Here is a 25,949-nt window from a genome sequence, read left to right as displayed (position 1 = left end):
AATGTCTATTCGGGCTGGCCTCGGGCTTTCAGCAGGTCGGCCAGGCTGCGCGCGGCCGGCTGCAAGGGTTCGCGATGCTCGGTCCAGCCCATTTGCCGTTTCGGCGCGAGCGCGCGCAGGCGCGTCGCGGCCCAACGGAAGCTGCGGTAGGCCGCCGGGCTGGCAAAAGCGCCGCTCCAGAAGCGCCATACCAGGCGTTCGCCGCGCGAGTACTTGGCGCCCTGCCCGCGCAGCGGATGGGCTACTTCCTCGTCCGGATTGCGGTTCGCTTCACCGCGCAGGCGCACCAGCAGTTGCGGAATCGGGATGCGTACCGGGCAGACTTCGGCGCAGGCACCGCATAGGCTGGAGGCAGTAGCCAGATCGGCCGTCGCTTCCAGGCCAAGCAGATGGGGCGAAATGATCTTGCCGATCGGGCCGGGATACGTCGTGCCATAGGCATGGCCGCCGACACGGGTGTACACCGGGCAGTGGTTCATGCAGGCGCCGCAGCGGATGCATTGCAGCGTGGCGCGCAACTGCTCGTCGGCATAGGCCTGGCTGCGGCCGTTGTCGAGCAGGACCAGGTGCAACTGGCGTGGGCCATCCTTTTCGCCGGGGCGGCGCGGGCCGGAAATCAAGTTGAAATAAGTGGTGATGGCCTGACCGGTCGCGGAACGCGTCAGCAGACTGGCCAGCGGCACAATGTGCTCCAGCTTCGCCACCACTTTTTCCATGCCCATGATGGCGATATGGATGTCCGGCACGGTGGTGGATAGGCGGCCATTGCCCTCGTTCTCCACCAGCCATAGCGTGCCGGTATCGGCGGCGGCGAAGTTGACGCCGGACAGGCCGATATCGGCATCGACGAAAGCCTGGCGCAGCGCGCGGCGGCCAGTCTGGATCAAGGTATCCACGTCCTCGGTGTAGGGCGTGTCGGGGATGTTTTGCTCAAACAGCTCGCCGATATCGGCGCGCGTCTTGTGGATCGCTGGCATGACGATGTGCGAAGGCTTTTCGCCGGCCATCTGCACGATGTACTCGCCCATATCCGACTCCATGCAGGCGACGCCACGCTCGGCCAGGTAATGATTCAGCTCGATTTCCTCGCTCGCCATCGACTTGCCCTTGATGACGCGGCGCGCCTGGTTGTGCTGCGCGATGCCGAAGATGATGCGGTTCGCTTCGTCGGCGTTTTCCGCCCAGTGCACCTGGACTCCCGCCTCGGTCAGCTTCCTCTCCAGCTGCACCAGCAAATCGGGCAGATTGGCCAGCGCATGCTTGCGCACGGCCTCGCCCAGATCGCGCAACTGCTCCAGCTCATTCGCATCCGGGAATTGCGCGCTGCGTTTGCCCTGCAAAAAATCCATCGCGCCGCGAAAGCTTTGGCGCAGCTTGGGATCGTCCAGCGCGGCACGGGCGCGGGCGTGGAAGTCGGCCGAGGGCACGAAATGCAAGGTCTGCGCGCTCATCGCATGCCTCCGACCAGGTCGTCGACGATGATCACCCACAGCCAGCGCGGACCATGCGCTCCATAGGCCAGGGTTTGCTGAATGTCCGAAGTCTTGGATGGCCCGGACACCAGCACCAGATTGGATGGCATGCCCTCAGCCCAGCGTTCGGCATGCACCGCCGCGTGCAGGTCGGCGTGCAGTGTGGAGGCGTAGACCAGCGCGATATGCAGCGGCGGCACCAGCGACACGGTGCGCGGCGTGCCCGCATCCGGCGCCAGGATCAGCGTGCCGGTGGCCGCAATGCCGGAGCGGGCTACGGTGAAGCCGGCATCCACGCCGGTGAACAGTTCGGACTTCCACTCTTCCAGCGGACGCCCGAACTCCATGGCTTTCAGCTGCGCAGGCAGCGCAGCCTTGAGCGCAGCCGCCTCCGTTCTCGCGCTATCCAGCAGCAGATGGCGGATATTGGCTTCGCTGAGCTTTTGCGCCAATTGCGCCGGCCACTCCTCGCTCCCAGCGCGCCATACCGTTGCATGGGAAGCCGTGAGCGCAGCCTGCATGACCGCCACCGGGTCCGCCGCCGCTGCCGAATGCGGGCGGCGGCGCGCAAAATGGACGTCGATGCGGTGATCCAGCAAAGCCAAGGCGCCGCGCGCATCGACCGGAGCGCTAAGGGAAGCGGCGCGCAGGCGGCCCAGCATGCGCTCGCGTGGTCCCGGGCCGCTCATGCCGCCACCTCGATTTTCTGCGTCATGTCGCCCGCAGCGCCGATGCCAGCCTGTTCAACACGCCGCCACAGGAAGCTGGCCATATGCTCGACCTCAAGCCGCTTGCCCTGATAAGCGGCCGCGTGGCCGATATTCAACAGGCAGCCGCAATCGGCCGACACCAGCTTGCCGCAACCGGTGGCGCAGGCCGAGGCCACCTTGTCCTTGACCATGGCGCCCGAGATATCAGGATGCCTCAGCGAGAAAGTGCCGCCAAAGCCACAGCACTCCGATTCGCGTTCATGTTCGACGCGCGTGACGCCGGGTAGGCTGTCCACCAGCTCCACGCCATGCTGGCGCGTGCCCATTTCGCGGCGCGCGCCGCAAGAGGTATGCAGCACGACTTTCTCCGTCTGCGCATCCGCCGCGATCAGGTCCGAATAGTCGACCCGCAGCACCTTGAGCAGGAACTCGGTCAGCTCGTAAATCCGTTCGCTCACGGAACGCGCCAGCGCCGCCATTTCCGCATCGTCGGCAAACAGCTGCGGCCAGTGGTGGCGCATCATGCCTGCGCAGGAACCGGACGGCACGACCACCGGCCAGTTCTCCTGGAACAGTGCCAACTGCGCGCGCGCCACCTGCTTTGCCTGCTCGGGATTGCCGCTGCTGTAGGCCGGCTGGCCGCAGCAGCTTTGGCCCTGCGGATAGTGGACGGTGACGCCCTCGCGTTCCAGCAGCCGCACCGCGTCCAGGCCGGCCTGCGGGACGAACAGATCGACCAGGCATGTACCGAACAGGTACACATGCTTGGGGGCTTGGGGATAATGTCGCTCTTTCATGCCTGTCTCCTTTTGCATCGAGCCGCTTTGCGTATTCTTTGAGCTCGACGCATAATTCCACCGCCAGTCCTGCGGCACAAATTGGTAGGACCAATCGGTGTACACTCAAAACAACAGGAGAAAAAATGACGGCGATGGCGCAAGTCCAGGGACGGGTGGAAGAAGTGATGCGACTGCTGGAAAAGGCGCTATTGGAAGGCAGCCTGCCGCCCGGCTCGCGCCTGCCTTCGGAACGGGCCTTGGCCGAGCAATACGCAGTCTCGCGCAACACGGTGCGCGAAGCGGTGCAGCGCCTGGCCGCGCGCGGGCTGGTACGCAGCCGTCCCGGCGCCGGCGTCTACGTCACCGACCAGCTGCGCACCGGCATTGCCTCGCCCTGGGGCCAGCTGGTGGCCGACCACCCTGCCCTGCGCGACGACATCCTGGAATTTCGCCGGGTGCTGGAAGGCGCCACCGCCTACTTCGCCGCCATGCGCGCCGATGACGATGACGTGGAAAGAATCGGCGCCCTGATGGACCAGCTGGAACAGGCGCGCCGCGACGAGGATATGGCAGCCGAAGCGGCGGCCGACGCCAAGCTGCACGAAGCCATTGCCCTCGCCTCGCACAACTCCATGTTCCTGCATCTGCACGCGAGCATCATCGGCATGCTGCGCGAGCACATCACGCTGAACGGCACCGGCATGCGGCGACAGGATGAGAAAGTGTCGGCGCAACTGCTGGAGCAGCACCGCGTGGTGTGCGACGCGATACGCGGCCACCGTCCAGAAGAGGCGCGCACTGCTATGCAAGGCCATATCGACTATGTGCGTAGCCAGGTCGCCAGCAATGGCGATGGGTAAATTGGCCCAACCAGTCTCGATGAAACTAAGTTTCCATAAAATCTATTCTTATTGATAATTTCGTGATAGTGTTATTTGCACAAAATCAATGCGAGAACACTATGAATAGAACTTATCTTGCCGCCGCCCTCGTTGCGAGCATGTCTATTTGCGGCGCCGCATCTGCCGAAGCCACTTCCAAAACGACCGTGAGTGGCGTCTCCTATCAGTTGCTTGACCTCGACTTAAATGACGGCATTTCTCCATCACTGATTTTTGTAGATTACGGCATGGCCACCGCACCAACCTCGCTGCAAGCGGGTTTTGAAGGCAATCAAGTGGCTTTTCAAACCTTTGGCCCACGCGATCTTGCGCCGATCAGCATGAGCCAGACGCATGGCACCGGCAGCATGCAAGGTTACGTCAGCAGTAGCGGCACATTGGATTCACTAAGCTTGAGCGCCACCGCTCGAATTCGCGGCGACGGCACTTATACCTATCTGCAAACCTCCGCAAATGCCAGCAGCGGCCTTACCAATTTCATCCTGTCGCCCAAGACGGCTGTCGTCTTCACGGCAAATACCGCCTTGGACGGCCGGACCTCCCAAGTTGGCGACTGGGCATTTGCCAGCTCCTGGTTGGGCGTCGTCACCTACGTGGATGGCGTGTACAACACAACCCTGTCTGAAATTAAGATGCTGAGCTCTTTTTATAATCAGACCAACGGCGGTGTTCAAACTGAGCACACTACTGATACGCTGCTGGTCCGCTATGACAATTTGACGAATGCCGGCCAAGGCAGCGGATTGAACGTCAGCGCCTTCTCGAATTCCATGGGCTATATGGCCACGCCTGTACCAGAGCCGTCGACCTACATCATGCTATTGGCTGGACTGGTGCTCACTGCTGGCATAAAACGTCGCCGCTGACCGTCTGCGGTATAGAGACCATTTGATGAGTTCAGGCTGCATAAACTTACACTTCGCTTTTCAATACTGTTTGGCTCAATGTATCTTCAAACGACCCGAAACAACATAATCTTCCGTACTGGCTAAAGGAATACAGCGCAACGACGTTGGGATCACGTGGCATATCTGCGGGCAGAGGATGGGGGATGTGACGTTTATAAAGATGACTCCTGACTAGGTAATCAACCTGGCGGATGGCAAGCGTCGGCTCGACCGAGCGCGAAGCCCAAACGCGGGAGATGTGAAACATATTCTCCGCTGGAGTTAGCTCTGCTACAAAGGCCAAAGTACCAGCCCAGCTCCGGCAGAAGTAAACTCGGTTATCGTAGAGATAGATGTCCCACTTTTCTTCCATCGCGCTAGACTTGAATATTGCTCCGTCGCGTATTTCTCCGGCATGAGCATATGCGAGCGAGCACGGAATTTCGGCGCTGTCCTCCGGAAGGGTATTGCATAGCGTTTGACCATCCTCCGATCTAAGCGCAACGAAAGACCTTGCCAGATCTGGGTCTTTTGTCGTCGATATCATTGAACTGACAAAGCCATAACAATCGAATCCCTCAAGCACAAACGGATTTTTCGGGTCGTCTTTGGTGAGCCAGTGTGCTGACGAAGATCCATCAGATTGCGGCTTTGTTGCTGACAAATTACGAAATATGGAGAGAAATTTTTTAATCATTCGATTGCGAGGTCATCAGGTACGCAGCCAGTAGTACAAATCATATTTTGAAGCCATATGCTGCGGATGCGTTTTATCGTTTTCCGCATCGGGGATATCCACCCTGCGTTCCCATAGCGGGAACCAATGACGATCGCACGCGTCGTCAAGCCCCGCAGCACGAGTGTTCTTTGCCATCGCCCGGTCGCAAGCGCCAAATTGCACAAAGTTGACCTGGGCTTCTATCAGGCTGGCCGGATTGGCGCCATCCGCCTGATGCGGGTAGTACAACTGAAACAGGTCGTCCTCCCAAAAGCAAATCGGGCAAATATCATATGAGCCGGGATGATTGGGGAATACCTCGTATCCGCAGCAAGGACATGTGAACATCGAATCCATAAGCTTCTTCTAGCTGCCGGCTTCCAGTTTTACTTCGCCAAAAGTCATGAAAATCAGCGTAGTATCGCTGGATCCGCGATAGACGCCATTTGCCTTAGAATGGTTCCGGTGTCGAGGTCTGCCGACCAGTTTTCTTCCTCGCCAAAATGCCAGGTGGCGGAGTGGGCCGCGGTTTGCTGCGCCAGACCTTCGCGGGATTGTTCGATAAATTGAGGGGCAAGCTGACTTTTGCCTGTCTCGGAGAGGGCTGAAAATAACTTTTTAAACATAAATCACTATTAAGTTTGATGCCGTATTTCGGTCGCTTGCGACCATACCACCTGCCACAAGCCATTGCGCTTCTCGTAAAGGTCCGTATGCCAATATTCGGCCCGGGGAACATGGTGTGGCCCAAAGGTGAGTTCGAGGCTGGATTTGTAGCGGATGGCGGCCGCTTGATTGTAAAGCCGCACGTCAATATGCTGCGGCTCCCAGAAAGAATAGACTAAGCCACCGGCGGCAATCGCGCCCAGGTATTGTTCTTTGGATAGCGCGATTCCAACCGGCGTAATGAGCTGAAAATCCAGGGCATGCAGCGGCGCGGCGCGCTCGATATTTCGCTCAACCAGCGCCATCACCCTCGCGTATTCGATTGAACGAAGAATTTCACCTTCCGCGTCAAGGCTCGTATTTTCTGAGAATTCAAACATTTGATATCCCTGGCTAAGTAATCAAGCTTGCAGGAAGTTTATCACGCGCTTGCCGGCAAATTATGCATCTAGGGCCAGGCGCCCATCCAGTACCGCTTCCAGCCCCTGCAAATCGGCGTGCAGGCGGGCGCGCATGATGCCCAGCAGCTCCTGGGCGAAGCTGCCCAGCGGTTTCCCGGCCGGCATGGCGAGGATGCAGCCATATTCCAACTGTTCCGAGAAGCGGCGCAGCACCACGCCGTGATCGAGATAGTCGAGAGCCGTGACGGGATTGACCACGGCCACGCCGACACCATGCCGTACCAGTTCGCACAGGCTCAGCGAAAACGGCGTTTCCACCACCGTCGATGGCGTCACGCCGTGGGCCTGGAAGATGCCGTCGAGTTGGGCGCTGGCGCCGTCTTCGGGATTCAAGGAGAGGAAGGGATAGCGCGCCAGGTCCTGCGGCGTAATCAGCTTGCGCCGCGCCAGCGGATGGCCGGGCGGCAGCGCCACCACGCCGTTATAGCGCGCGAACTCGGAGTGCTCCAGGCCGAGCAGGGAGACTTCATCGGCCATCAGCCCGATATCGGCTTCGCCCGCGAGCAGGCGCGCCCTCACCTCGCGCGAGGCCATGATCTGCAGCGATACCGTCACCTTGCGCTTTTCCAGATCGAGCCCGCCCAGCACGCGCGGCAGAAAACCCACGCCCAGGCCCGGCAGGCTGGCGATGCGCAGCCGCCCCGCGCCGAACTGGCGCAGGCTGCGCAGGCGGTGTTCGATGGCATCCAGCCCGACGAAGCAGCGGTTGACTTCCGCCAGCAGCGCTTCCGCTTCCTGGGTCGGATGCAGCTTGCCGCGCACGCGCTGGAACAGGGCCATGCCCGCGTGCTCTTCCAGCCGCCGCAGCGACTGGCTGATGGCAGGCTGGCTCACGCCCAGCAGGCGCGCCGCCTTGCTGGCCGATCCCGATGTGATGACGGCCCTGAAGACCTCGATTTCCCTTAGCAGCATATAAGCACAGCTTATAGAACAAAAAGCCAGGAGGCAAGTTGCAAGCGCTCGGCCAGGCATACAATGAAGCCACTTTTTCACCTCTTGGAGACTGTGTGATTAACGAGGAAAGCTACTGGGACGGCATCGCCGCCCAATACGATGTGGCCCCCGGCTACGTCAATCTGGAACATGGTTATTTCGGCGCCATGGCGCGCCCCGTCATGGAGGAATACAAGCGCAATATCGAACTGCTCAACACCAGCAATACGCGCTTCCTGCGCGAAGACTACGATCCGACGAGCAGCGAGACCGTGCGCGCCCGCGTTGCCGCCGCCGTCGGCTGCGCACCGGAGGAGATCGCGCTCACGCGCAGCGCCACCGAAGCCATGCGCCACTTAATCTTTAGTTATAGGCTGCTACAGGCCGGCGATACCGTCATGCTGTCCGATGTGGACTATGACAGCATGACGCGCGCCATGCACGCCCTGCGCGAGCTGCGCGGTGCCGAGGTGGTGCAGATCACCTTGCCGGAAGCGCCCACCAAGCAAGCCATCCTGGATGCCTATGCCCAGGCTTTCGACGCCCATCCGCGTACCCGCCTGCTGCTGCTGACCCATGTCAGCCACAAGACCGGCCAGCTGATGCCGGTGGCCGAACTGGCCGAGATGGCCCGGGCGCGCGGCATCGACACCATCTGCGACGCGGCCCAGTCCTGGGGCCAGATCGATTTCAAGGTCGGCGACCTGAAATCCAACTTCGCCGGCTTCAATCTGCATAAGTGGATCGGCGCGCCGCTCGGTGTGGGCTTCATGTATATCCGCAAGGAGCGCCTGGACGATATCGCCATCGATCCTTCCGGCGACCGTTTTGCGCCGCACGATATCCGCGCCCGCACCAACACCGGCACCACCAACACCGCCAATGTGCTGACCGTGCCGGCCGCGCTCGATTTCCACGAGGCCATCGGCGGCGCGCGCAAGGCGGCCCGCCTGCGCCAACTGCGCGACCGCTGGGTGGAACAGGTGCGCGGCCTGCCCGGCCTGCAATTGCTGGTGCGCGACGAGGCTGACGCTTGCGGCTGCATCACCTCTTTCCGTCTGGCCGGTCAAACCAGCTGGGAGGAAAACCAGGCCCTGGCCGTCCGCCTGCTCGACGAGTTCGGCGTGTTCACGGTGGCGCGCAAGGGTTTGACGGGCGGCGCCTGCGTGCGCGTGACGCCGGCCTTGAGCAACCGCTTGGCTGATCTCGATCAACTCGCTAGTGCATTGAAAGTAATAACACGCTGATTTCTCGCAAAGAGTCGTTGTTTTTTCGTCAAATCAATCGTGCGCCAGGGAAATTTTCCGCATTGCAAAATAGACATATCAATTAGTGCCTGAATAAAAATTTTTGCATGCAATTTGGCGGCAGCAACGCTACACTCGTTACTGCCATTACCAATGGTCCCGGTTCTTTCACCTTGCCCACTAGCGCGACTTGAGAACACTACTCTTTCGGAAGACTGGACACCCCCTCCCAGCCGCGGTCCTGGCGGCCTTGCTGCTGAGCAGCAACCCCGCCCAAGCCGAGCTGGCCGAAGGCGGTGAGCGGCAGGCAGCGGCCGAGAGCATTGCCGTGGTCTACCCGGACATTGGCGAACCCTACCGCAAAGTATTCACGGAAATCATCGGCGGCATCGAGGACGAAACCAGGATGCGCGTGCGCGGCTATCCGGTCGGCCCGCACGCCGACCTGGGCGAGTTGCGCGCCCAGCTGCGCCGCAGCGGCAGCAAACTGGTTATCGCACTGGGCCGGCAAGGCGTGAAAGCGGCCAGCGGCGCCGATCTGGCGTTCGGCATGGTGGTCGGCGGCATCAGCTCCGCGCCGGACAGCGAACGCTTGCGCGGCATCACGCTGTCGCCCGACCCGGCCTTGCTATTTAGTCATCTCAAAGCCTTATTGCCTTCGCTCAGACGTATCACTGTGGTGTATAACCCACAGAATAATCATGCTCTGATCAAGCTGGCGCAGGAGGCGGCGCGCAACCAGGGACTCGATTTGCAAGCGCTCGAGGCGGCGGACCTGGCCGCCGCCGTGCGCCGCTACGAGCAGGCTTTCGCCAGCGCCGACAACCGCTATGACGCGCTCTGGCTGCCGCAGGACAACACCACCGTCGACGAGGCCATCATCGTGCCCATGGTGCTCAAAGAATCGTGGAACCGCGGCCTGCCGATCTTCTCCAGCAGCATGCTGCACGTCAAGAAAGGCGTGCTGTTTGCCTTGTACCCCAACAATTTTGAACTGGGCCGCGAACTCGCCAATCTGGCGGTCGACGTGCTCAATGGCGACAATACGCGCCAAGGCCTCACTCCGCTGCGCAGCGTGCGCAGCGCCCTCAACTGGCGCACCGCCAACCATATCGGTTTGAATCTCGATCCGGGCCGCCAGCGCAACTTCGACACCATCTTCCCCGAGCCTTAAATATGCGACTTAGCGGATAGTAAATTTCTTTCTCTTAACCAACAGAGCGCATATACTAGGCACAGCCTTTGTCCTTGTGCCGGATGAAAGATTGCATTGGCATTGCCATTAAGAATCAATGGCTACGGGACAGCAACGGAATATGGAATGATTAAAAAGACAACTCATACGCGCGGCCTGTTTTGGGCCGCATGCACCGCCGCTTTGGCCCTCGCCGCGGCCCTGCTGCCGGCCGCGCCGGCCCACGCCCTGGATTCGGGCGAAATGGCCGAATTGCCGCTGTCGCCCCTGTTCGAGATGCACGGCAGTGCGCGCGACTCGGTCGGCGCCGTGTTCGACCGCATCGAATCGGGCGGCCCGCTGCTGCGCGCCGATGTGCGTCCCGTGACCCTGGCCCAGCTCGAAGAGCAGTTGCGCCGTCCCGATGTACAAGCCTCGATCGGCAAAGGCACCATCGCCGTGCTGTATCCGAATGTGGAACAGCCCTTCCGCGCCGCCTTTCTGAGCATGATCCAGGGCATCGAGGACCGCACCAAGCTGCGCGTGCGCAGCTACGCGGTGGACGCCAAGTCCGACGCCGCCGAACTGAACGCCCTGCTCAAGCAGAACGGCACCAAGGTGGTGATCGCGCTCGGGCGTCAGGGCTTGAACGCGACCTCCGGCCTGGACCGCGAAATCTCAGTGCTGGTGGGCGGCGTGCTGCTGCTGTCGGACGCCGAAAACGTGGCCGGCATCAGCCTGACGCCCGATCCGGCCCTGCTGTTCAGCCGCCTGCGCGTGCTGCTGCCGGACCTGCGCCGCGTCATCGTCGTCTACAACCCCAAAAACAGCGAATGGCTGATCAAGCTGGCGCGCGAAGCGGCGCGCGCCCAGGGCCTAGAATTGGTGGCCCATATCGCCACCGATATGGCGCGCGCCGCCCAGCTCTACCCCACCCTGATCGCGGGCGCGGACAGCCGCCGCGACGCCGTCTGGCTGCCGCACGACAGCACCACCGTGGAGGAAAGCACCATCCTGCCGCTGGTGCTGCGCGAGACCTGGAATAACGGCGTGCCGCTATTCTCCAGCAATGTGCTGCATGTGAAAAAGGGCGCGCTGTTTGCCATGGCCCCCAACAATGTAGAGCTGGGGCGGACGCTGGCCAGTTCCGCCATGAGCCTGATCGCGGGCGACGGCCGCCGCCGCCTCATGCCGCTGCGCGAAGTCCAGACCGCGATCAATGTCCGTACCGCCAACCATGTAGGTCTGCATCTGGGCGACCAGCAGCAGCGCAGTTTCGATTTCGTGTTTCCGCAACCTTAAGTTTCAGCGGCGACTCCCATTTGACTTCTGAGCCCGGCCGCCATGTTTCAACATTTTTTACGCCGTACTGAATTCCGCCGCCAACTGACCGTCATCATCTCGGCCGCCATCCTGGGCCTGGCGCTGTTTTCTTCGCTGATGAACTCATGGCAGGCCAGCGCGCGCATGCGCGATTATTTCATTGAACAGGGCCAGCGCATCGCCGAGAACCTGGCGCGCCAAAGTACCCTGGCGCTGCTCTATCATTCACCGGAAAATGCGCGCGAGGTGGTGGGCTCCACCCTCGCCTTCCCCGACGTGGCCGGAGTGCAGATCAGCGACGCCAAGCAGCTGGTGCTGCTGGCCCAGGCCGAAGGCGGCAAGCAGTTGCCGCAATTCCCCAAAGGCGTGGGCGCGGCCCCGGTCAAGGCCAGCCTGGTGGGCGAAACCGGCGACGCCTGGCAGTTCGGCGCGCCCGTCTATGGCGGCCAGGCCGAGGCCACGCCCTTCGACGTGCAGGACCACCAGCCGCAGCTGCTCGGCTATGTCCACGTGCAGGTCGGCAAAGGCACGCTGGACCGGCTCACCATGTCCCTCCTGCTCGGCAATCTGGCGCTGACGCTATCGTTCGCCGTGATCCTGCTGGGCCTGGTGCGCCTGCTGACGCGCCATATGATCAATCCCCTCAACGCCCTGCTCGGCCTGATGCACCGCGCCGAAGCCGGCGAATCGGGCATGCGCGCCGCGCCGGAAGGCCCGCGCGACCTGGTGGAGATGGCGCACGCCTTCAACCAGATGATGAGCGTGTTGGAGCAGCGCGAGGCGGAACTGAAGGAATCGCGCGACGCCGCCGTGAATATGGCGCAGATGAAGGCGCAATTCGCCGCCACCGTCAGCCATGAGGTGCGCACGCCGCTGAACGGCGTGGTCGGCATGCTGGACATGCTGAAGGAAATGCACCTGAATCAGCGCCAGCAGGAATGCGTGGACGTGGCCTGGAATTCCTCGCGCACCCTGATCGACCTGATTAACAATATCCTCGACTTCTCCAAGATGGAGGCGGGCAAGCTGTCGCTGGAAGAAGCCGATTTCGACCTGCGCAAGCTGCTGGAGGAGGCGGTCGAGCTGATCGCCCGTCCGGCCCAGCAAAAAGGCCTGGACGTGGTGTATCTGCTGGACACCGACGTGCCGGCGCGCATCAAGGGCGATGCGCTGCGCCTGCGCCAGATCCTGGTCAACCTGCTGGGCAACGCGGTGAAGTTCACCGAACAGGGCGAAGTCTGCGTCCAGGTCAGCATGGCCGCGCAGCACGAGATGGACGGCTTCGACCTGCGCTTTGAGGTGCGCGACAGCGGCATCGGCATGAGCCCGCAGGCGCAGCAGCATGTATTCGAATCCTATGTGCAGCCCGATCCCTCGACCACGCGCCGCTACGGCGGCACCGGCCTTGGCCTGGCCATCTGCAAGCAGTTGGTGGAATTGCTGGGCGGCGAGATCGGCGTCAGCAGCACCCCGGGCCAGGGCACGACCTTTGTCTTCTCCGTGCGCTGCCATCGCGCCGCCGAGGAATGCCCGCAAGCAGCGGCAGCGGCGGCCGACAAGAGCCTGGCCGGCCTGCGCGCGCTGGTGCTCGACGCCAGCCCCGGTGTGCGCAGCTTCCTGCGCCTGAGCATGGAACAGCAAGGCATGCGCTGCTTCGCCACCGCCGCCGCCGACAGCGCCATGGCCGAATTGCATGGCGCCTATGCCGCCGGCACGCCTTACGATGTCGCCATCCTCAATCTCGGCACCCACGACGACAGCGGCGTCGACCTGGCCGCCCGTATCGGTTCGGCCGGATTGGCGCCGCATCTCCTGCTGCTCGACCGCTACGGCAACACCAGCGGCGACAGCACCGCCCACAGCATGCATCCGGCCCACGCCGCGCTGGCCAAGCCGCTGCGCCACGAGCGCCTGCTGAAAGCCCTGCGCTCCCTGCTGGCTGATCATGACGCCCACGATGCGCACGCGCCGGCGCCGCGCTCGGCGCGCGCCATGCCGGAACGCCATTACCGTGTGCTGGTGGCGGAAGACAACCGTACCAACCAGCTGGTGGCGGCGGGCATGCTGTCGATGAACGGCTGCGTCTGCGAATTCGCCTCCAACGGCCACGAAGCGGTGCTGGCGGCCCAGCGCAACCGCTACGACCTGATCCTGATGGATTGCAGCATGCCGGAAATGGATGGCTACGAAGCCACCGCCCATATCCGCCTGGCCGAAGAGGCGTTGGGACGGCGCGTGCCGATCGTGGCGATGACGGCCAATACCCAGCGCGGCGACGCCGAGAAGTGCCTGGCGGCCGGCATGGACGATTACCTGGCCAAGCCGATCACCCTGATCGAACTGCGCCACAAGCTCGAACGCTGGCTGCCGCACGGCGCCACGCCGCCCGCTCCAGCGGCGGCATCTGCAGCGCCGGCTCCCGCACCGGTCCAGGCGCCGGTCGGCGGCCACGCCATCGTCGCCCTGCACGACCGCGCCATTGCCGCCATCCAGCAGGAAGAAGAACCGCCGGTCGACCGCGCCGTCTTCGACAAGCTGCGCGAAATCCTGGGCGCCTCGCTGCCGCACGCGATCATGCCTTTCATGGAAGATTCGCCCACTTACCTGAACGAGCTGGAACACGCCGTCCGCGACGGCAATGCCGACCTGGCGCGCGCCCGCGCCCACTCGCTCAAAGGCGCGGCCGGCAATCTGGGCGCAACGCATCTGGCCCACCTGGCCCAGCGCGCCGAGGAAATGGCGATCAACCATCGCCTGGAAAACATCGCCGCCATGCTGCAGGACATGCGCAACGCCTACCACGCGGTGGCCACCTTCCTCGCGCCCGAAGTGCGCGGCAAGGTGCTCGATACCGAACTGGATATGGCCGAACTGGCCCACGTGCTGGTGGTGGACGACGACCGCAGCACGCGCACCACCCTGCGCTACATCCTGCAAAGGGACGGCTTCCGCGTGGAAGAGGCGGCCGACGGCGCCGAAGCGCTGGCCATGCTGAAACGCTGCCAGCCGGACGTGATCCTGATGGACGCCGTGATGCCGGTAATGGATGGCTTCACGGCCTGCGCCCGCATGCAGGAAATTCCCGGTGTCAGCGCCATTCCGGTGCTGATGATCACCGCCCTGCAGGACAATTCCTCGGTGGAGCGCGCCTTTGCCGCCGGCGCCAGCGACTACATTCCCAAGCCGATCCACTACGCCGTGCTGTCGCAGCGCGTGCGCCGCATCATCGAAGCCAACCGCGCCGAGAAGCGCATCCGCCACCTGGCCTATAACGACCTGCTGACCGGCCTGCCCAACCGCACCCTGTTCTTCGAACTGCTGGCGCAAGGCATCGAGGAAGCGGCCAAGCGCGAGCACCAGTTGGCCGTGCTGTTCATGGACCTGGACCGCTTCAAGTACGTCAACGACAATCTCGGCCACGACGTCGGCGACCGCCTGCTGGTGGCCGTGGCCCAGCGCGTGCGCCACAGCGTGCGCAATGTCGACACCGTGGCCCGTCTGGGCGGCGACGAATTCACCGTGGTGCTGGGCGAACTCGAAGGCCCGGCGGCGGCGGCGGCGGCGGCCCACAATATCTGCCGCGTGCTGTCCACGCCATTCCAGATCGACGGCCACGATATCTTCGTCACCAGCAGCGTGGGCATCGCCATCTACCCGCACGACGGCAAGGATGTGGCGACCCTGGTCAAGCACGCCGACAGCGCCATGTACCGCGCCAAGAAGACCAATACCGGCTTCAAGTTCTACGAAGCGTCGATGGAACAATCGATCAGCGAGCATGTGCGCATGGAGAGCGATCTGCGGCGCGCCATGGAACAGCAGCAGCTGGAAGTGTTCTACCAGCCGCAAGCCATGCTGGAAAACGGCCATATCGTCGGCATGGAAGCGCTGGTGCGCTGGCGCCATCCGACGCGCGGCATGGTGCCGCCATCCGAATTCATCCCGCTGGCCGAGGAAACCGGCTTGATCAACCCCTTGGGCGAATGGGTACTGCACACCGCCTGCGCCCAGCTCAAGGCCTGGCTGGACGACGGCCTGCCGCCGCTGCGCGTGGCCGTGAACATCTCGGCGCGCCAGCTGCTGCAAAAAGAATTCGCCGACTCGGTGGAAGCGGCCTTGAACACCACCGGCCTGGCGCCGCAGCACCTGGAGCTGGAGATCACCGAGACCACGCTGATGGAAAACGCGCAGGAAACGCTGCAAGCCCTGCACCAGCTGCGCAATCTGGGCGTACGCCTGTCGATCGACGATTTCGGCACCGGCTATTCCTCGCTGTCCTACCTGAAGCGCTTCCCGGTCGACATCATCAAGATCGACCGCTCCTTCGTGCGCGACGTCCCGCATGATACCGACGACGCGGCCATCGTCACCGCCATCATCGCGCTGGCCCACAGCCTGCGCCTGGAGGTGGTGGCCGAGGGCGTGGAAACCGAGGCCCAGCTGCGCTTCCTGCGTTCGCGCCAATGCGATCTGCTGCAAGGCTACCACCTCAGCCCCGCCATCCCGGCCGACGAGTTCGCCCGCCTGGTGCGCGAGCGCGAAGCCCTGCAGCTCAACGCCTGACAACAGCCCGGCCGGCGTCACCGGCCGGGCTGCCTAGTTTCCGCGCACTTGCTCGTACAAGTCTTTTTTGACCTTGCCTAGAAGCTCATTCCGGTAATTGTCGATATCGAAGCCCAGGCTATGGCGCTCGGTGAACGAGCACGGAATGCCAAAGGTATTTTTCAAGAACCCGGTCTTGATCTCATCGTAAATTTGCATGTTTTCGATGAAGGTATTCAGCATGGCGGAATGGATCGCATAGCGTTCAGGCAGCAGGAATAACTTTGCCGAATTGCGGGCTTTCTGGCCCACGGCGGGACGAAGGCTGACCTCATAACGCATGCCGTCCGATTTCTGGATATTCAAATGCTCGATTTCGTCGAAGCAGAAATGGAGGCTTTCCTGATCCTCCAGCGGATGCAGGTGCTGCTGGTGAAAGAAATTCACCTCGCCTTTCAAAAAACTGTTACAAACGTGGCAGCAGGGCACCAGGTTGGACAAGGTGATCGCCAGATAGGGGTATCGCGCTTGCGAGTAGAAATGGTCGAGGGTCGGCCGGAAACTCTTGTTATCCTCGCTGATAACGGTAAAGGCAAAGTTTTGCTGGCAATAAGGGCAAAGGACGTAAGGGGATTTCTGGCACAGCTTGTAAGCATCCCATCCTTTGTAATCGAGGTCTCTTTTGTTGCGGAATTTCGGATAGTTAAAGACGGTTTCGCATTCCGTCTTGAACAAGCTGTACTCTGCCTCGTCGCACAAAGACAGCAGGCCGTCGGCGAAATAGATCAGCTGGCGCAGTTGCGCCGGCGTGCCATTGACGATCGCATCTCTTTTTCGATCCAGCAAATGCTTCAGATGGGGACTGGTGACCGTCGCGCCATCGATGGCCTCCTCGACGTACTTGGCGTGCGTCTTACCGGCCTCCTTCCAGACATCGGAGATATTGATCAGCATTAGATTTCCTTCATCTCTTTGAGTCGTTTGACGAAGGATTGAATGACCGGATCGTCAATCATGCGGATATGGTAGTCATTCACTTGTTCGCCAGCCCTGAGTTTGCCGACGACCGTCTTCATGAATTCCACAGAGAATTCGCCGAGGGTGCCCGCCTTACCGGTCTGATGGATAATCGATTGCAAAGGGGCGCCAAAGGAAACAAGCTCCTCGTTGTTTTCCGCGCCGAATATCGCCCACCCTTGCTGCTCATCCTCGCTGAGCTGGATGATGCAATCCCTGGGAAAGTCGCTCATCAGCACCGGCGAATGCGTGGTCAGCACCACCTGGATGGCGGCAAATATTCCCCGCTCCCTGATTTTTCGTATATAGCTATTGAGGAAGCTGATGTATTTTTGCTGCCATTTCAAATGCAGGAACACATCGCCCTCATCGATCAAAAGCAGCAGATTGCTGAATTTCCTGTCGCGCTTTGGCTTGCGCTCGCGCAGCGCATTTTCGATGATGGAAAATTGCTCCAGCAGCGCCGCGCCGCCTGCGCTCAAGCCTTTGATCGAGATATCGCCAAGGCCGGCATAGCCGATCCTCTGCAGTGACATTACTTGCGCCTCGCTCAGTACGCTCGCCCTTGCAATATCAGGCCGCCCCAAGACCTCCCAGATATCCTGCAATTTGTTCAAAGTTTGCTGATAGGCCCGGATTGCCGTTTTTGGCAGCGTTTTCAATTTACGCGTAAACGGCACATCCAATTCCTGCAAAAACCATTGAACCACATCGTTCATCTTGCTGTGCTCTTTGGTCGTATAGAACAAGGCTTGCATTTTCAGGTCGTAATCATCGCCCAGACGCTCCTTCAAATAAGAGGCAATCCGGGCCTCCGCCTCGCCTTCGAGGAACAGCAAATCCTGGTAGGCAGGCAGCTCGCGATACGCCTGGTAGCCGATTTTTCTGCGCTGAAGCTCGGCGTCCTTTTGCTTTGCCTGCAGGTTCTCCATTGCTTGTTTGAGAACGCTTGGCAAGCCCTCGATATCCACCCATCTGGTATTGGAGAATAATTGGGCAATATGGAGTTTGATATAGTCCGCGGAATGAAAGGAAAAAACCACCTGCGGCGAAAACCCGAAAAACTCGGCAATGTCGTTTAACACCGCGAAATTCTGGTATTCCTTCACCGACTTTTTCCGCTTGCCCAAGTCGATGAACTGCTCGCCCTCCGGCGGCATGGGGTGCGGGAAGGGAACGGGGGTGTAATAGACCAGCTGAGTCTTGCTGTAGGGATTGTCCTTGCCTTCTACGCTCTTATTGACCGAGAGCACATTCGACACGATCTCGTACAGCGAACGGCTCTTGCCCGAACCGTTCGGCCCCACGATCAGGGTCATCGAATCGGCCGCATAAATATTCAAGCCGGGATCTTTCAGCACGGCGGGCGGCACCAGTTGCAGCTCGCCGAATTTGGTTTGAATCGAATTGATCATGGATGGAAACGTTGCAATAGATGGCAATGAAAACAGTGCGGGGATTCTACTCCGCAACTTGATTTCATGATAATTTTATTTTCCACTCAACAATTTATCGCACAAAGCTGTGTGCGCACAGCAACGCCGCTGGCCAAAAATCGCATGACTGTGCTAAGATTACTTCCATCAGGCAACCTTACTCCCCGTTACCTGGCCGGCAGCCTGGCGCTGCCAACCGAGTCTCCTTCACCCTGAGCTCCCTTCGTCAACCCTGTGATGAGGCCGTCATTAAGCTGACGGGTAACGGATATGCTCAAAAAGATACCAGTAGAAAAAGTACGGCAAGGCATGTATATGCAGCAGCTCTGCGGCTCATGGCTCAACTCGCCTTTCTGGCAGACCTCCTTCGCCATCGACGCCCCGGAGCTGGTGCACCAGGTGCGCAATTGCGGCGTGCGCGAGATCTGGATCGACGTCACGCGCGGACTGGACGTGATGGAGGCCGCCGCCACCATGACGGCGCAGCCCGCCAGCGCCGGCAGCGCACCACGTTTTCGCTTCAGCAATGTGGACAGCACGCCCGTGGCCGAGGAACTGGAACGCGCCGCCCGGCTGGTGCAGCATTCCAAGGAAGCGGTCAATACCATGTTCAACGAAGCGCGCATGGGACGGCTGAGCAATGTGGCCAGCGCCATGCCCCTGGTGGAGGAAATCGCCGCCTCGGTGCTGCGCAATCCGGGCGCCCTGATCAGCCTGGTACGCCTGAAACAGGCCGACGATTACACCTATCTGCACTCGGTTGCCGTGTGCGCGCTGATGGCGGCGCTGGCGCGCCAGCTTGGCCTGGATGATGAGGAAATCCGCGAATGCGCACTGGGCGGCCTGCTGCACGATATCGGCAAGATGGCGGTGCCGCACAATATTCTGAATAAGCCCGGCAAGCTGACCGACGCCGAATTCGGCGCCGTCAAAGGCCATCCCGCCGCCGGCTACAGCTTGCTGGCCGAAGCACAAGGCGCCTCGTCCATTGCGCTCGACGTCTGCCTGCACCACCACGAAAAATACGATGGCAGCGGCTATCCGCATGGCTTGAAGGGCGAGGAGATCAGCCGCCATGCGCGCATGGGCGCCATCTGCGATGTGTACGACGCCATCACCTCCGACCGTCCCTACAAGGCCGGCTGGTGTCCGGCCGAATCGCTGCGCAAGATGGCCGAATGGACCAAGGCCGGCCACTTCGATCCCGCCATCTTTAACGCCTTCGTCAAGTGCATCGGCATCTACCCGGTGGGCACCCTGGTGCGCCTGCGCTCGGGCCGCCTGGGTGTAGTGCTCGATAACACCAAGTCCCTGCTGCAGCCGCTGGTGCGGGTGTTCTTCTCGACCAAATCGACCAGCTATATCCCCCCCGAAAACGTCGACCTGGCGCTGCCCGGCCTGCAAGAATCAATCGCTGCCCGTGAGGATGCGGCCACGTGGAATTTACGCGATATCGAGCGCTACTGGCTGAACCCCGCTTAACGCGGTTAGGCCCGCACCTCCCAAATACCCCCCATCTTCCGCGTGCTGATCGTCGCCGAATTAAGCCAGCATACGTCAGCTTCGCCGCCGCGAAATCGCCTCGATCAAGACAATGGTGAAATGGCGGTCGAACTGCGGATGCCTGAAAAATATTCATAATTCCGCGCCAAGCCGCTTGCCAGGCGGCTTTCAATATTACTTGCATAAAGCAAGTTATTAGATGCCCGCTGCTGAGAATGTTAAATTCTCACAAAAAGTAACAAGAACGCCAGTTTTTGCGCTATCATTGCGCGCTGCAACAATATTGCCCCAAATCAATCTTAATTTCTATTTACTAAGATTAGCGTCACGCCGGGCATCCCTCTTCCATAACAAGGAATCGTATGTTTGACAGTCCCGCTATTCAGCAGCAGGATGGCACCCGCCATGCTGACCGAACGCGCTCCGGCGCCCGCCCCATGGATATGGCCGACCTGCTGGTCGCCTACCTCGACCAGATCGGAGTCGATTGCATCTTCGGCATCCCGGGCGGCGCCATTGAACCTTTGTATGACGCCATCGCCCGCCACCAGCGCCGCGGCGGCAACCTGAGCCACGTGGTCGCGCGCCACGAGGCCGGCGCGGCCTTCATGGCCGACGGCTATGCCCGGGAAACCGGCAAGATCGGCGTCTGCGTCGCCACCTCCGGCCCCGGCGCCACCAATATGCTCACGGCCGTGGCCACATCGTATACCAATGATGTGCCGCTGCTGGTGATCACCGGCCAGCCGACCCTCGCCTCCTTCGGCAAGCATGGCTTGCAGGAATCGGCCTGCACCGGCATGGATGTGATGAGCATGTTCCGCCCCTGCACCCGCTATAACTCTTTGATATCGCACCCAATGCAGCTAGAGTGGAAACTTATAACCGCACTGCAACACGCCCTGCGCGCGCCGCGCGGTCCGGTGCATCTGAGCGTACCGCTGGACGTGTTCCGCGCGCACAGCAAGAATCCGGCGCCGGCCTACGACCTGACGCCGCTGCTGCGTCCTTCGCTCCTGGTCGATGAGGGGGCGGTCGAGACCCTGCGCACCATGCTCGACGCCAGCCGCAAGACCGTGCTGCTGATCGGCGGCGCCTGCGGCGATGCGGTCGACGCGGTAATGCAGTTTGCCGCGTGCAGCAACTCCGCCTTCGTTGCCACGCCGGACGGCAAGGGCCTGATCTCGCCGCAGCACCCGCTGTTCCGCGGCGTGTTCGGCTTTGGCGGCCACGCGGCGGCCGAAGATGCGCTCAACGATCCCGAGGTCGACCTGATCCTGGCCGTGGGCAGCAGCATGGGCGAATGGAATACGGGCGGCTGGAACGCCAGCCTGCTCAACGAACGCCTGGTGCATATCGATGAATCGGAAGAGCATCTGGCGCGCACGCCGATGGCCCGCTTCCACCTGCGCGGTAATCCGCGCGCCATCTTCGCCCGCCTGCTGGAGCGCAGCGCGGCGCCGGCCACCGCCCTGCCCGCGGTGTCCAGCAGTGCCGGCAGCGCGCCCGCCGCCGGCCAGTGCGAAACGGCCGCTGGTACACGGCCGTCCATGCCGGGCCACGAAGCGCTGCCCCAATTGGCGCCGGAAGGCATCCTGGCCGATCCCGAAGCGTATCTGAGCGACGAGGTGCCGCTCAAGCCGCAGCGCCTGATGCGCGAACTGGGACGCCTGTTCCCGCACGGCACCCGCTTCCTGGCCGATGCCGGCAATAGCGTGGCCTGGGCCGCCCACTACCTGGAAGCGCGCGACCGCCGCCAGGGCGAGCGCCGCGCCGGCGAACGTTTGAGCGGGGACCATCCGCGCGAATTGGAACAGCGTCGCAGCCAGGGCGGCTGGCTGCGCCTGACCAGCCATTTCGCGCCCATGGGCTGGGCCATCGGCGCGGCCGTGGGCACGGCGGCGGCCAATCCCTCCACGCCCGTGGTTTGCATCACCGGCGACGGCAGCATGCTGATGAGCGGCCAGGAACTGTCGGTGGCCGTGGCCGAGCAGCTGTGCGTGATCTACGTGGTGCTGAACGACCGCGCCCTGGGCATGGTCAAGCATGGCCAGCGCCTGGGCGGCGGCGAGCCGATCGGCTACGCCCTGCCGCCGACCGACTTCGCCCTGCTGGCGCGCTCCCTCGGCGGCCGCGCCTACACCATCCATTCGCCGGCTGACCTGGCAGCGCTGGACCTGAAGTCGATCTGCAACCATCCCGGCCCCACCCTGCTCGACGTCCATATCGATCCGGAAGCCGTGCCGCCCATGAACAGCCGCCTGCGCGTGCTGAAGGAAGGCGCATAAATGGACGGCGACACAAATACGGCCCGCGACCTGATTCACACCCGCATCTGGCGCGAAGAAGCCGAAGCCGATAATCCTTTCGCCGCCCGCGCCGCTTTCTGCCGCGGCTACGACGTGTTCGGCGAAATGGTGGGCAACGCGCGCTGGACCGAAATGCTTTGGCTGCTGCTGCGCGACAGCCTGCCGCCGCGCGCCCAGCTCGACGCACTGGAAGCGCTGGCCGTCGCCCTCGCCAATCCCGGCCCGCGCGACGCCTCGGTGCATGCCGCCATGTGCGGCGCGGTGGGCGGCTCCACCGCCGCCGCCTCGCTGATCGCCGCGCTCTCGGTCGGCGCTGGGCGCTACGGCGGCGCGCGCGAAGTGCACGATGCGATGGCCATGTGGCAGCAATGCGGCCACGCGGTCGAGGCGTGGCGCGGCTGGTCCGAACCGCAAGCGGCCAGCCCGATCGAAGTCTGGCCCGAGCGCAAGCACGTCCCGGGCTTCGACCCGCATGGCGCATCGCTGCCCGCCACCGTCGCGCAACTGCTGGCGGCGCTGGTGCGCATCGGCGCCGGTCCGCATACGGCCTGGCTGCACGCCAATCTCGATGCGGTGCATGCCGCCATCGGTCTGCCGCTGACCACCGCCGGCGTCGCCGCCTGCGTGCTGCACGATCTGGGATTGTCGCCCGACGAAGGCGAAATGCTGTACCTGCTGCTGCGCCTTCCCGGCGCCGCCGCGCATGCCTTGGAACAGAAGACGGGCGGTTTCAAGCGCTTCCCCTTCTATCCGGTCGAACTGCAGGAGGCGGCATGAGAGGCCCGGACCTGCTGAAAAAACATGCGGGACGCTTGAAAACCCGTGTCGGCGCAGCCTATCCCGGCAGCCACGCCGTGTTCCGCGGCCACGACCTGCACCGCGACTTGAAGGATCTGGACTGGGTCGAACTCTACGTCTTCGGCATCACGGGCCGCCGTCTGACTGCCGCCCAGATCGAGATGCTGCATGCGATCTGGGTCAACACCAGCTATCCCGACGCGCGCCTGTGGAATAACCGCGTCGCCGGCCTGGCCGCCAGCGCGCGCAGCAGCGCCAACCTGGGCATCGTGGCGGCCCTGGCCCTGTCCGAGGCGACGGTGTACGGCGGCCTGGCCGGCCTGCGCGCCATCAGCTTCCTGCAGGCGGCGCTGCAGCGCGTGGCCGCTGGCGAAGAATTGGAAACGCTGGTGCTGGCCGAGGCGCGCGCCCACCGCATCTATGGCTACGGCCGTCCGATCAATTCCAGCGACGAGCGTCTGCCCTGGATCATGGAACTGGCGCGCAAGCTGGACCTGGACCAGGGCCCGCACCTGCAACTGGCTTTCGCCGTGGAGCGTGTGCTGCTGCCGCATTACCCGCAACTGCGCATGAATTACGCCGCCCTGCACGCGGCCCTGATCGCCGATATGGGCCTGTCGGCGCGCGAATACCAGCTGCTGCGCATCCCCACCTTCCTGGCCGGGATGCCGCCCTGCGTGGTGGAAGCGGCCGAGAAACCACCGGGCGCGCTGTTCCCTACTCCTTGCGATGGAGTAGCGTATGAGGGTTTGGCACAACGTTCCTGGAGTGCACAATTGGTAGAATAGTAATTTTTTGCACAGAAGTAAGTTGTACGCGCTACAATCGCCAAAACGACATTGGGAGATTGAATTAGATGTCTTCGCCAGTATTACGCATTTGCCTCACGGCGGCCCTGCTTTTCCCCGGCGCGGCCGTGCTGGCCCAGAACCCCAGCGAAGAAGAGGAACTCACCCTCGTCTACGGCGATAACGACAGCATCAGCATCGCTACCGGCAACGTCCAGTCGCTGCGCCGCGCCCCGGCCGTGGCGACCGTGATCACGGCGGCCGATATCGCAGCCATGGGCGCCACCGATCTCGATCAGGTATTGGAGGGCGTGCCCGGCGTCCACGTCAACCGCAGCGCGAACAACTACGCGCCGCTGTACGTGGTGCGCGGCATCTTCAGCCAGTTCACGCCGCAGCTGCTGATGCTGCAGAACGGTGTGCCGATCACCACGGTCTTTGTCGGTAACAAGGGCAATCTGTGGGGCGGCTACCCGGTCGAACACATTGCCCGCATCGAAATCATCCGCGGTCCAGGCTCCGCCCTGTATGGCTCGGACGCCTTCTCCGGCGTGATCAACATCATCACCAAGAACGCGGCCGATACGCCAGGCACCGAATTCGGGCTGCGCGCCGGCTCGTTCAATACCAAGGACGCCTGGGTGCAGCACGGCGGCCAATGGGGCGACATCGACGTCGCCGCCTATCTGCGCGTCGGCCGCAGCGACGGCATGGACCCGGTCATCGAAGCCGATGCCGCCAGCCGCAACGACCGCCTGTTCGGCACCCGCGTCAGCCGCGCGCCCGGCGCGGTCAACACCGGCCGCGACGCCGTCGACGCCAACCTGGACCTGAGCCGCGGCAAGCTGCGCGCCCGTTTCGGCTACAAGCTGCGCGACAAGCTGGGCACCGGGGCCGGCATTGCCTCCGCGCTCGACCCGGTGGGCCAGCAAAAGAGCGAACGCATTACCAGCAATATCAGCTGGACCGACGCCCAGTTCGCGCCCGATTGGGGCGTGGGCGCCGCCGTCAGCACCCAGCAATACAAGCAAACGATCACCACCGACTTCCAGCTGCTGCCGCCCGGCACCGTGTTGCCCACCGGCGCCTTCCCGAACGGCATGATCGGCGGCCCCGATTACGGCGAGCGCAATGTGCGCCTGGCCGCCTATGCCGACTACAGCGGCTTTGCGCGCCACCAAATCCGCATCGGCGCCGGCTACGAAGACCTGGACTTGTACCGCGCGCGCGAAACGCGTAACTTCCGCTATGCGCCGAACGGCGCCCCGATCCCGCTGCCGTCGGTGGTTGACGTGTCCGACAGCGATCCTTTCATCCGCCCGCACCGCCGCAAGATCAAATACGTCTTCGTGCAGGACGAGTGGCGCATGGCCAAGGACTGGACCCTGACGGCCGGCGTGCGCCACGACCGCTATTCCGACTTCGGCACCACCACCAATCCGCGCCTGGCCCTGGTGTGGGACGCCACCTACAATATGACGGCCAAGCTGCTGTACGGCCGCGCCTTCCGCGCCCCGTCCTTCAGCGAAAGCTACGGCATCACCAACCCGGTGGCGCTGGGCAATCCGGGTTTGCGTCCCGAGAAGAACGGCACGCTGGAAGCGGTCTTCGCCTGGCAGGCGGCCAACGACGCGCAGGTCAACCTGTCGCTGTACCGCTATTCGATGCAGGACATCATCCGCACCGTGCCGAACGCCATCGCCGGCACCGGCGCCACGTACAGCAACACCGGCAGCCAGAAAGGCAGCGGCGCGGAACTGGAAACCATCTGGCACTTGAATCGCGCCTGGCGCCTGAGCGGCAACTACGCCTTCCAGCGCTCGATCGACAAGTTGACCGGGCGGGACGCGGGCTACGTGCCGCGCCACCACCTGTACGGCCGCGCCGACTGGCAATTCATCAGCGGCTATCTGCTGTCCACGCAGCTGAACTGGGTAGCGGGACGGCGCCGCGCCGCTGGCGACCTGCGTCCGGCGATCGACGACTACAAGACCGTGGACCTGTCCCTGTCCACCCAGCGCGGCCGCCAGCAATGGAACTTCTCGGCCTCGGTGCGCAATCTGTTCAACACCGACGCGCGCGAACCGAGTTTGGCCCCGGGCCTGGCCATCCCCAACGACCTGCCGATGGCCCCGCGCGCCTTCTCGATCCAGGCCAGCTACCGCATGTAGGCAAGACCTGTGCAGATACGACAAGGGCCGGGTTCAACCGGCCCTTGTCGTATGATTGCGCTAAACTATGTGCATAATCATTTATCCAGGCCGAGCTGTGCTCCAGGTGGTGA

The 25,949-nt window shown here is 62.4% G+C and carries 21 protein-coding genes; 11 read left to right on the top strand and 10 right to left on the bottom strand.

Annotated features, from left to right (window positions below; translation table 11 throughout):
- Window positions 1-5 precede the first annotated feature (5 nt).
- The 3 genes from FHS03_RS22375 to FHS03_RS22365 are packed head-to-tail and all read right to left on the bottom strand — an operon-like array spanning window position 6 to window position 2,979.
- The gene (locus FHS03_RS22375; RefSeq protein WP_183443143.1) at window positions 6-1,451 is read right to left on the bottom strand and encodes a LutB/LldF family L-lactate oxidation iron-sulfur protein; all 1,446 of its coding nucleotides are present in this window, start codon (window positions 1,449-1,451) and stop codon (window positions 6-8) included.
- Window positions 1,448-2,161, bottom strand: a complete 714-nt coding sequence (locus FHS03_RS22370) for a LutC/YkgG family protein (protein ID WP_183443142.1) — start codon at window positions 2,159-2,161, stop codon at window positions 1,448-1,450. The genes FHS03_RS22375 and FHS03_RS22370 overlap by 4 nt, the downstream gene beginning before the upstream one ends.
- On the bottom strand, window positions 2,158-2,979 hold the full coding sequence (locus FHS03_RS22365) for a (Fe-S)-binding protein (protein WP_183443141.1): 822 nt from the start codon (window positions 2,977-2,979) through the stop codon (window positions 2,158-2,160). The genes FHS03_RS22370 and FHS03_RS22365 overlap by 4 nt, the downstream gene beginning before the upstream one ends.
- A gap of 125 nt (window positions 2,980-3,104) precedes the next feature.
- On the opposite strand from FHS03_RS22365, the gene FHS03_RS22360 reads away from it, so the two are divergent.
- Both FHS03_RS22360 and FHS03_RS22355 read left to right on the top strand, forming a co-directional pair.
- A complete protein-coding gene (locus FHS03_RS22360; RefSeq protein ID WP_183443140.1) occupies window positions 3,105-3,821 on the top strand; it encodes a FadR/GntR family transcriptional regulator in 717 nt (238 codons plus the stop codon).
- Between the two features lie 101 nt (window positions 3,822-3,922).
- The gene (locus FHS03_RS22355; protein WP_183443139.1) at window positions 3,923-4,729 is read left to right on the top strand and encodes a PEP-CTERM sorting domain-containing protein; all 807 of its coding nucleotides are present in this window, start codon (window positions 3,923-3,925) and stop codon (window positions 4,727-4,729) included.
- A 46-nt stretch (window positions 4,730-4,775) separates the two neighbouring features.
- Here the strand turns inward: FHS03_RS22355 and FHS03_RS22350 are convergent, their stop codons facing one another.
- Genes FHS03_RS22350 through FHS03_RS22330 form a run of 5 tightly spaced genes read right to left on the bottom strand, consistent with a single transcriptional unit; the run spans window position 4,776 to window position 7,507 of the window.
- Window positions 4,776-5,447: a hypothetical protein gene (locus FHS03_RS22350; protein WP_183443138.1), complete on the bottom strand. Its 672-nt coding sequence runs from the start codon at window positions 5,445-5,447 to the stop codon at window positions 4,776-4,778.
- 15 nt (window positions 5,448-5,462) lie between these two features.
- Complete coding sequence (locus tag FHS03_RS22345; RefSeq protein ID WP_221208225.1) at window positions 5,463-5,825, bottom strand: CPCC family cysteine-rich protein; 363 nt, start codon at window positions 5,823-5,825, stop codon at window positions 5,463-5,465.
- 53 nt (window positions 5,826-5,878) lie between these two features.
- A complete protein-coding gene (locus tag FHS03_RS22340; RefSeq protein ID WP_183443137.1) occupies window positions 5,879-6,094 on the bottom strand; it encodes a hypothetical protein in 216 nt (71 codons plus the stop codon).
- 9 nt (window positions 6,095-6,103) lie between these two features.
- Entirely contained in the window at window positions 6,104-6,514 is a 411-nt protein-coding gene (locus FHS03_RS22335; protein ID WP_183443136.1) for a nuclear transport factor 2 family protein, read from the bottom strand.
- Window positions 6,515-6,574: 60 nt separating this feature from the next.
- Window positions 6,575-7,507, bottom strand: coding sequence for a LysR substrate-binding domain-containing protein (locus tag FHS03_RS22330; protein ID WP_183443135.1), 933 nt, complete (start codon window positions 7,505-7,507; stop codon window positions 6,575-6,577).
- 95 nt (window positions 7,508-7,602) lie between these two features.
- Here FHS03_RS22330 and FHS03_RS22325 point away from each other — a divergent pair, with 95 nt between their 5' ends.
- The 4 genes from FHS03_RS22325 (at window position 7,603) to FHS03_RS22310 (ending at window position 15,835) form a co-directional block, all read left to right on the top strand.
- Entirely contained in the window at window positions 7,603-8,775 is a 1,173-nt protein-coding gene (locus tag FHS03_RS22325; protein WP_371871758.1) for an aminotransferase class V-fold PLP-dependent enzyme, read from the top strand.
- 250 nt (window positions 8,776-9,025) lie between these two features.
- Window positions 9,026-9,949 (top strand): ABC transporter substrate-binding protein, encoded by a 924-nt coding sequence (locus FHS03_RS22320; protein WP_229426345.1) that lies wholly within the window; start codon window positions 9,026-9,028, stop codon window positions 9,947-9,949.
- Window positions 9,950-10,096: 147 nt separating this feature from the next.
- Entirely contained in the window at window positions 10,097-11,251 is a 1,155-nt protein-coding gene (locus FHS03_RS22315) for an ABC transporter substrate-binding protein (protein WP_229426344.1), read from the top strand.
- A gap of 42 nt (window positions 11,252-11,293) precedes the next feature.
- Window positions 11,294-15,835, top strand: a complete 4,542-nt coding sequence (locus tag FHS03_RS22310) for an EAL domain-containing protein (RefSeq protein ID WP_183443134.1) — start codon at window positions 11,294-11,296, stop codon at window positions 15,833-15,835.
- A 33-nt stretch (window positions 15,836-15,868) separates the two neighbouring features.
- Here FHS03_RS22310 and FHS03_RS22305 read toward each other — a convergent pair whose 3' ends face one another.
- Window positions 15,869-16,768: a hypothetical protein gene (locus FHS03_RS22305; RefSeq protein ID WP_183443133.1), complete on the bottom strand. Its 900-nt coding sequence runs from the start codon at window positions 16,766-16,768 to the stop codon at window positions 15,869-15,871.
- Complete coding sequence (locus FHS03_RS22300) at window positions 16,768-18,246, bottom strand: AAA family ATPase (RefSeq protein WP_183443132.1); 1,479 nt, start codon at window positions 18,244-18,246, stop codon at window positions 16,768-16,770. Before FHS03_RS22300 ends, FHS03_RS22305 begins: the two co-directional genes overlap by 1 nt.
- Window positions 18,247-18,537: 291 nt before the next feature.
- Here FHS03_RS22300 and FHS03_RS22295 point away from each other — a divergent pair, with 291 nt between their 5' ends.
- The 5 genes from FHS03_RS22295 (at window position 18,538) to FHS03_RS22275 (ending at window position 25,836) form a co-directional block, all read left to right on the top strand.
- Window positions 18,538-19,749 (top strand): cyclic di-GMP phosphodiesterase, encoded by a 1,212-nt coding sequence (locus FHS03_RS22295; protein ID WP_183443131.1) that lies wholly within the window; start codon window positions 18,538-18,540, stop codon window positions 19,747-19,749.
- A 383-nt stretch (window positions 19,750-20,132) separates the two neighbouring features.
- Entirely contained in the window at window positions 20,133-22,058 is a 1,926-nt protein-coding gene (locus tag FHS03_RS22290; RefSeq protein WP_229426343.1) for a thiamine pyrophosphate-binding protein, read from the top strand.
- Window positions 22,059-22,856: a citrate synthase family protein gene (locus FHS03_RS22285; protein ID WP_183443130.1), complete on the top strand. Its 798-nt coding sequence runs from the start codon at window positions 22,059-22,061 to the stop codon at window positions 22,854-22,856.
- Entirely contained in the window at window positions 22,853-23,665 is an 813-nt protein-coding gene (locus tag FHS03_RS22280; RefSeq protein WP_183443129.1) for a citrate synthase family protein, read from the top strand. Before FHS03_RS22285 ends, FHS03_RS22280 begins: the two co-directional genes overlap by 4 nt.
- Window positions 23,666-23,733: 68 nt before the next feature.
- Window positions 23,734-25,836, top strand: a complete 2,103-nt coding sequence (locus tag FHS03_RS22275; RefSeq protein ID WP_183443128.1) for a TonB-dependent receptor plug domain-containing protein — start codon at window positions 23,734-23,736, stop codon at window positions 25,834-25,836.
- Window positions 25,837-25,949 lie beyond the last annotated feature (113 nt).

Source organism: Pseudoduganella violacea, assembly GCF_014191875.1.
In the GTDB taxonomy this organism is placed as follows: Bacteria; Pseudomonadota; Gammaproteobacteria; order Burkholderiales; family Burkholderiaceae_D; genus Rugamonas; species Rugamonas violacea_A.
The sequence above is the reverse complement of the archived record's forward strand: the minus strand, read 5'-3'. Positions and strand labels throughout refer to the sequence as shown.